Source organism: Streptomyces sp. (genome assembly GCF_031178505.1).
GTDB classification, from domain to species: Bacteria; Actinomycetota; Actinomycetes; order Streptomycetales; family Streptomycetaceae; genus Streptomyces; species Streptomyces gulbargensis.
Map to the genome: position 1 here is coordinate 1 of NZ_JAPSIW010000556.1, position 4,773 is coordinate 4,773.

At 76.0% G+C, this 4,773-nt stretch carries 4 protein-coding genes and 1 pseudogene; 3 read left to right on the forward strand and 2 right to left on the reverse strand.

Going from position 1 to position 4,773, the window contains the following annotated elements; genetic code table 11:
- Nucleotides 1–224: 224 nt before the first annotated feature.
- Together RIF68_RS27635 and RIF68_RS27640 are read right to left on the reverse strand one after the other, a co-directional pair.
- A complete protein-coding gene (locus RIF68_RS27635) occupies nt 225–749 on the reverse strand; it encodes a DUF6643 family protein (protein ID WP_309054021.1) in 525 nt (174 codons plus the stop codon).
- A gap of 329 nt (nt 750–1,078) precedes the next feature.
- Nucleotides 1,079–2,257: a glycosyltransferase gene (locus tag RIF68_RS27640; protein WP_309054022.1), complete on the reverse strand. Its 1,179-nt coding sequence runs from the start codon at nt 2,255–2,257 to the stop codon at nt 1,079–1,081.
- 58 nt (nt 2,258–2,315) lie between these two features.
- Between RIF68_RS27640 and RIF68_RS27645 the strand changes: the two genes are divergently transcribed.
- From RIF68_RS27645 to RIF68_RS27655, 3 genes and pseudogenes are all read left to right on the forward strand, one after another.
- On the forward strand, nt 2,316–3,116 hold the full coding sequence (locus RIF68_RS27645) for an aspartate/glutamate racemase family protein (protein WP_309054023.1): 801 nt from the start codon (nt 2,316–2,318) through the stop codon (nt 3,114–3,116).
- Nucleotides 3,117–3,172: 56 nt separating this feature from the next.
- Nucleotides 3,173–3,787, forward strand: coding sequence for a hypothetical protein (locus RIF68_RS27650; protein ID WP_309054024.1), 615 nt, complete (start codon nt 3,173–3,175; stop codon nt 3,785–3,787).
- A gap of 67 nt (nt 3,788–3,854) precedes the next feature.
- A pseudogene (locus RIF68_RS27655) lies at nt 3,855–4,773 on the forward strand (apolipoprotein N-acyltransferase); the annotation flags it as partial.

Sequence of the window (4,773 nt, forward strand, 5' to 3'; positions counted from 1 at the left end):
CTGCACCTCGGCCTCGTCGCGCGCCAGGGCGCGCAGCGACTTCACCGGGTGGATGTGCAGGGAGCGGACAGCGGGATGCGACATGCGCCCATCCTGCCAGCCGTCCCCTCACCGCCGCGGGCCGACGAGCGAAAAGGCGCACCGAGGGCGGGCGGGGCGGGCGCGGCCGGAACACATCGGGACGAGGACGGGCGCGCCGGGACGTGCCGGACGCGCCCGGGGGGCTAGTAACCCCCTTGGTACGGGCGGTTGTACGGGTCCTGGTACGGCGCGGGGGCCGGGACGGGGACCTGGGCCGGGACGGGGCGCGGCGCGGCCGGGCGCATCGCCTCGTACCCCGCCGGGGCGGGCCGGGGCGGCTGGGGGACCTGGCCGCCGGGGTAGCCGCGCGGGGGAGCCTGCTGCTGCGGGATGTACGGCGCGGGCGCGTGCTGCAGCGGCACGGGGGCCATCTGCTGCGTCATCTGCGGCTGGGGGTAGCCGTAGCCGCCGCCGTAGGCGGGAGCGGGCTGCGGGGCGGACGCCGGGGGAAGGGCCGGCAGCGCGGAGGGGAGCGCCGGCAGGTGGGACCCGCTTCCGGAGAAGCTGTTTCCGGCGAAGGCGCTGCCGGAGTCGTAGGCGGCGGGCACTCGGATCGGGGCGATCTGAGGCGTGCCCCGCTCCGCGACGAGGGAGTCGTAGATCGGGGTGTCCGGGAAGGACGGCGCGGTGTGGTAACCGCCTCCATAAGAGGAGCGGGGGGAGGTCATGGCCATAAGTTAAGCCCACGATGTGCCGGTTGGGGAGCCTGGTTTGGCGGATATTTGACGGGGTTCTCGCCCACCCGGATCCGCAATCCGAGCGAACGTGACAAAAACGGGCGGCCGGCTGTCCCAAGATCGCGTAAAAGCCGAGTTGGGAGGGGGTTACCGGCGGGTCGCCCGACGGTGTGTCACCTCGGTGTGCCCGGCATGAAGAACGCATAAAGAAATGACCCCGGAAGAAATGCGGCCCGGGCGCGGCGCTGAAATGATCATGGGCATGCTCGAAGACAATCACCCGCGCGCGCGGCGCGTGCGTACGCGCCGAAAGGGCCGCACTACTCACCGTGGCGGAAAGCGTATTCTCCGGCGTACGTCCGCCCCTTCCACGCCGCCCCCAGGCCCCGGTGGTGCCGCACCGCCGAGTCCACCGTCATCAGCAGGTACAGCAGGGCGGTGAACGGGAGCAGCGGAGATCCCCACGCCGACAGCCCGTAGTGACGGAGCATCGGGACGTACGTCCCCGCCATCACCGCCCACGCCGCCGCGCCCGCCGCCGCCGTCACCCCGTCACCGGCGAGCAGGCCCGCCACCGAGGCCACCGGCGGTACCAGATACACCAGCGCGAGTCCGGCCACCGTCCCCACGAGCAGCGACGGGCGGTGCCGCAGCTGCGCGTACGCGCTGCGGGCCACCATCCGCCACAGGTCCGTGAGCCCCGGGTACGGGCGGACGCTGTCCACCCCGTCCGCCAGCCCCAGCCAGATCCGGCCCCCGGCCCGGCGTACCGCCCGCGCCAGCGACACGTCGTCGATCACCGCCCGCCGGATCACGTCCGGCACCCCCGCCGCCACCGCCGTCCCGGTCCGCAGCAGCACACAGCCCCCCGCCGCGGCCGTGGCCAGCGGCCGTTCCCGGTTGATCCAGCGGAAGGGGTAGAGCTGGGCGAAGAAGTAGACGAACGCCGGCACGACCAGTCGCTCCCAGCCGCTCGTCACCCGCAGCCGCGCCATCTGCGACACCAGGTCCAGGCCGTTCCCCGTGGCGGCCGCCACCAGGCGCCGCAGACTGTCGGGGCGGTGCGCGATGTCCGCGTCCGTCAGGAGCAGGAACTCAGGCCCGTGCGCCCGGGCCCGCTCCATCCCGTGCCGCAGCGCCCACAGCTTGCCCGTCCACCCGGCCTCCGGCTCGCCCGGGGACAGCACCGTCAGCGGGAGGCCCCCGTGCCGGGCGGACAGCTCCGCCGCCAGCCGACCCGTCCCGTCCGTACTTCCGTCGTCCACCAGGAAGACCTCCGCCTCGCCCGGATAGTCCTGCCCGAGCAGCGAGGGCAGGCTCAGGGGCAGGACGGCCGCCTCGTCCCGCGCCGGAACCACCACCGCCACCCGGGGCCACCGCGCGGGGGCGGCGCCCCGCGGAGGCAGCCGCTGGTCCGTCCGCCAGAAGAACCCCTGGCCCAGCAGCAGCCAGACCCAGACGACGAGCGAGGACAGCGCGAACCAGGCAAAGGTGCTCATTCGACGCAGTCTGCACCAGATCGGTGGCCGCGTACGGCCCATCGGCTAGGGTGACCGGGTGAAGATCGCGCTCATGGACTCCGGAATCGGCCTGCTCCCGGCGGCGGCCGCGGTGCGCAGGCTGCGGCCGGACGCCGCGCTGCTCCTCTCCAACGACCCCGACGGCATGCCGTGGGGTCCGCGAACTCCCGAAGACCTCACCGCACGCGCCCTGGACGTCGCCCGCGCCGCCGCCGCGCACCACCCGGACGCCCTCATCGTCGCCTGCAACACCGCCACGGTCCACGCCCTCCCCGCCCTGCGCGCCGAGCTGGAACCCCGTATCCCGGTCATCGGCACCGTCCCCGCGATCAAGCCCGCCGCGGCCGGCGGCGGCAAGGTCGCCATCTGGGCCACCCCCGCGACCACGGGCAGCGCCTACCAGCGCGGTCTGATCCGCGACTTCGCCGACGGCGCCGAGGTCACCGAGGTGCCCTGCCCCGGGCTCGCCGACGCCGTCGAGCACGCCGACACCGGAGCCGTCGACCGGGCCGTGGCCGCCGCGGCCGCGCTCACCCCGCCGGACATCCGGGCCCTCGTGCTCGGCTGCACCCACTACGAGCTGGTCGAGGACCGCATCCTCGCCGCCCTCGCCCCGCGCCGCACCGGGGGCCTGCCGCCGATCGTCTTCCACGGCTCGGCCGGCGCCGTCGCCGCCCAGGCGCTGCGCCGGATCGGTGCCGCGCCCGACCCCGGCGCCCCCGCCGACGGCACCCTCTCCGTCCTCCTCAGCGGACGCCCCGGCGACCTGCCCGCCACCGCCCTCACCTACCCCGAGGGCCGGCTCCTCGCCCCCAGGGCGGCACTGCACTCCTCCTGACCGGCGCCCCCGCCGCCCGCCGCGCCGTACGGCCCCGCCCTGCGTACGCTGCCCCCATGAGGGAGCAATCCGGACACAGCCGCGCCGACGGCGACACCCCGGGCCGCACGGTCCCCGCCCGCGGTGACGACGGGCGTCCGCCCGCCGTCTGGACCGGCCGGGCCACCAACCGCTTCCAGTGGATCGCGGCCCTCGCCGGCGCCGCCTGCATGGCCCTCGGCGTCACCCTGGCCGTCGAGGCGCCCTGGCCCTCCGGCGTCGCGGCGCTCCTGATGGCGGTGATCGGCTGCGTCGCCGCCGGTCTGCTCGTCCTCTTCGGCACCCTCGCCTTCGTCCACGTCGCCGTGAAGGTCGACCACCGGGCGATGGAGGTGCGGTGCGGCCACATCGGCCTCCCACGCCGCCGCATCCTCCTCTCCCACGTGGTGGGCGCCGAGTTCGCCCCGCGCGTCACCCCGCGCCAGTGGGGCGGCTGGGGCTACCGGTGGCGCCCCGAGATGGGCACCGCCGTGGTCGTCCGCAGGGGCGAGGGACTCGTCCTGCGCCTCGGCGACGGCCGTACCTTCACGGTCACGGTCGACGACGCCGAATCGGCGGTCCGGGTCATCCGCGGCCACCTCCGCCCCCCGTCGGCACCGCCGACCCCGCCCGTCACCCCTACGGGCGCCTGAGCCCGTACGCGGAGCGGCCCCGCCCGCGCGAGCCGTGTCGACAGGCACGCCCCGTACACTCCGCAAGGTGAGCACCACCATCACCACCGCCCCCGCGTCCGCAGCCGACGGCAGCCCGCCCGCGCCGGTTTCCCGGTGGCGATGGTTCCCGCGGCCAGGGGCGGCCCTGCTGTCGGGCTTCCTGCTGTACCTGAGCTTCCCGCCGCGCACCCTGTGGTGGCTCGCGCTGCCCGCCTTCGCCCTGCTCGGCTGGACCCTGCGCGGGCGGCGCCTGCGCGCCGGGTTCGGACTCGGCCAGCTCGCCGGACTCGGCTTCCTGCTGCCGCTCCTCGTGTGGACCGGCGAGGAGGTGGGCCCGGTGCCGTGGCTGGCGCTCGCCGCCGTCGAGGCCCTGTTCGTGGCCGCCGCCGGACTCGGCGTCGCGGCGGTCTCCCGGCTCCCGTGGTGGCCGGTCTTCGCCGCCGGCGTCTGGGTCCTCACCGAGGCGGCCCGCGCGCGGGTGCCCTTCGGAGGCTTCCCCTGGGGCAAGATCGCCTTCGGCCAGGCCGACGGCCTCTTCCTCCCGCTCGCCGCCGTCGGCGGCACCCCGGTGCTCGGCTTCGCCGTCGCCCTCTGCGGCTTCGGCCTGTACGAGACGGCCCGCCTGCTCCACGCCCGCCGGAAGCCCGCCGCACCCGGCGGCGACGACCCGGCCGCCGCCGGCGCCCCGGACGCCACGAGCGCCACCCGCCCCCGCACCGGCGCGCGGGGACCGCTCGCCGCCGCCGCGCTCGCCGTCCTCCTTCCCGTCACCGGCGCGGTCGCCGCCCTGCCCCTCGTCGACGACTCGGCCGAGGACGGCACCGCCACCGTCGCCGCCGTCCAGGGCAACGTGCCCCGGCTCGGTCTCGACTTCAACGCCCAGCGCCGCGCCGTCCTCGACAACCACGCCGCCCGCACCCACGAACTGGCCCAGGCCGTACGGGAGGGCCGGAAGCCGCGGCCCG